A 1,812-nucleotide genomic window follows, 5' to 3' on the forward strand; every position below is an offset into this window, starting at 1 on the left:
CGTCGACTGCGCCTCGCGGGCGCTGCTCAGGATCGAGTTCGCCGAGCCGGTGCCGACCGCGGTCAGCGCGCGCTCGACCTCGGCGGAGGTCATCTTGAGCTGGGCGTTGACGTCGGAGGAGACCGTCATCAGCGACTGCTGGGCGGTACGCGCACCCGTCTGGATCGTCTCGCTGGTGTTGACGACGAGGTTGGTGAGCGAGCGTTCGGCGTCCTCGACATGCGAGCGGATCGCGGTCGAGATCATCTCGGCGCGGGACATCATGTCCTCGCTGGCCTGGCGGCCGCTGCTTTCGATGCGGCCGGCGACGGCCTCGACGCGCGAGCCGAGCAGGTCCTCGAACTGCGCCACGCGCACGTCGATGTCGCTGGCGACCGAGCCGACCTTGGTCTCGATGACCTGATGGATCTCCTGGAAGCGCGCAGTGACCGTGTCGGTCAGGTGCGTGCTGCGGCCGTCAATGATCTCGGTGACGCCGGTGATGCGGCGGTCGACCGCCTCGATCGCCTGCGCGGTGCCATCCGTGAGGGTCGAGGTCAGGAGGGTCAGGCGGGTGTCGATCGACTGCACGGCCTGTGATGCGCCATTCGTCACGGCGGTGGTGAGGTAGGTGAGGCGAGAGTCGATGGACTCGAGCGCCTGCGACGCGCCGCCGGTGAGCGTCGTGGTGAGATGGGTCAGCCTCGTGTCGATCGACTGGATGGTCTGGGATGCGCCATCGGTCAGCGAGGTCGTGAGGTGGTTGAGGCGCGCATCGATGGTTTCGATGGCCTGCGATGCGCCGCCGGTCAGCGACGTCGTGAGGTGGGTGAGGCGGGAGTCGATCGACTGGATCGCCTGCGCGGCACCGTCGGTCAGCGACGAGGCCAGCGTGTTGAGGCGTCCGTCGATGGTCTGGGTGACGGACTTCGCGCGGGTGTCGAACGACTGTTCGAGCGCGGCGACGCGGCCGACGAGCTGGTCGTCGAACGTCTTGATGTGGCCTTCGATCGTGCCGTCGAGGCTGGCGATCTTGCCGTTCAGCGAAGAGTCGAGGTTGGTGACACGTTCGCCGATCGTGGTCTCGAACTGCACCAGGCGCTGGTCGAGCACAGCCGTGATCGCGCCGCCGTTGGAGGTGAAGCGGGTGTCGAAATTGTCGACATAGGTCTTCAGCGATTCATGGATGTCCTGCGTGCGCTGGCCCATGCGCTCGACGATCTCGCCGCCGAAGGTCTTCACGGTGCGGTCGAACTCGGAGATGTGGCGCGTGATCAGGGCGCCAAGCGTGCCGGAGTCGCGGGCGAACTTCTCGACCAGCTCGGTGCCCTGGTTCCGCACCAGCTCGTCGAACGCGCTCATCTGCAGCGACAGCGAGTCGTGCGCGGTCTCGGTCTGGCTGACGACCTTGGCCACGAGGGTGTTGACGGTGGCGTCGAGCGCCTCGCTCGCCTTGTCGCCGCTCGTCAAGATCTGGCCGGCGAGACGGCTGCCGGCGTCGTCGATCTTGGAGGAGAGGTCGTTGGAGCGCAGCTCGAGCTCGAGCAGCAGCGAGTCCGAGGAATTCTTCAGGCTGTCGTGCACCTGCTCGGTGCGCTCGGAGATGCCGTCGACGATCGCGGCGGAGCGCTGCTCGAATTCGCCGGTGATGCGATCGATGCGCTCGTTCAGCATCTCGTGGACGCGGTCGGCAAGGTCTACGAACTCGTCGTGGACGTGGCCGGTCTTGAAGTTGAGGCTGGTGGTCAGGCGCTCGCTGGCGTCGAGCACGGCGCGCGTGGTCTCGTTGCTGGCCTCCTCGAGGCGGTCGAGCAGGTCGCCGCCGCGCTCGCC

General features: G+C 67.1%; 1 pseudogene. It reads right to left on the bottom strand.

The features are described from left to right. Positions 1–1,812 (bottom strand): annotated as a pseudogene (locus MOV75_RS36650) (negative regulator of septation ring formation); the annotation flags it as partial.

This window comes from Bradyrhizobium sp. PRIMUS42 (genome assembly GCF_023006515.1).
Lineage (GTDB): Bacteria > Pseudomonadota > Alphaproteobacteria > Rhizobiales > Xanthobacteraceae > Bradyrhizobium.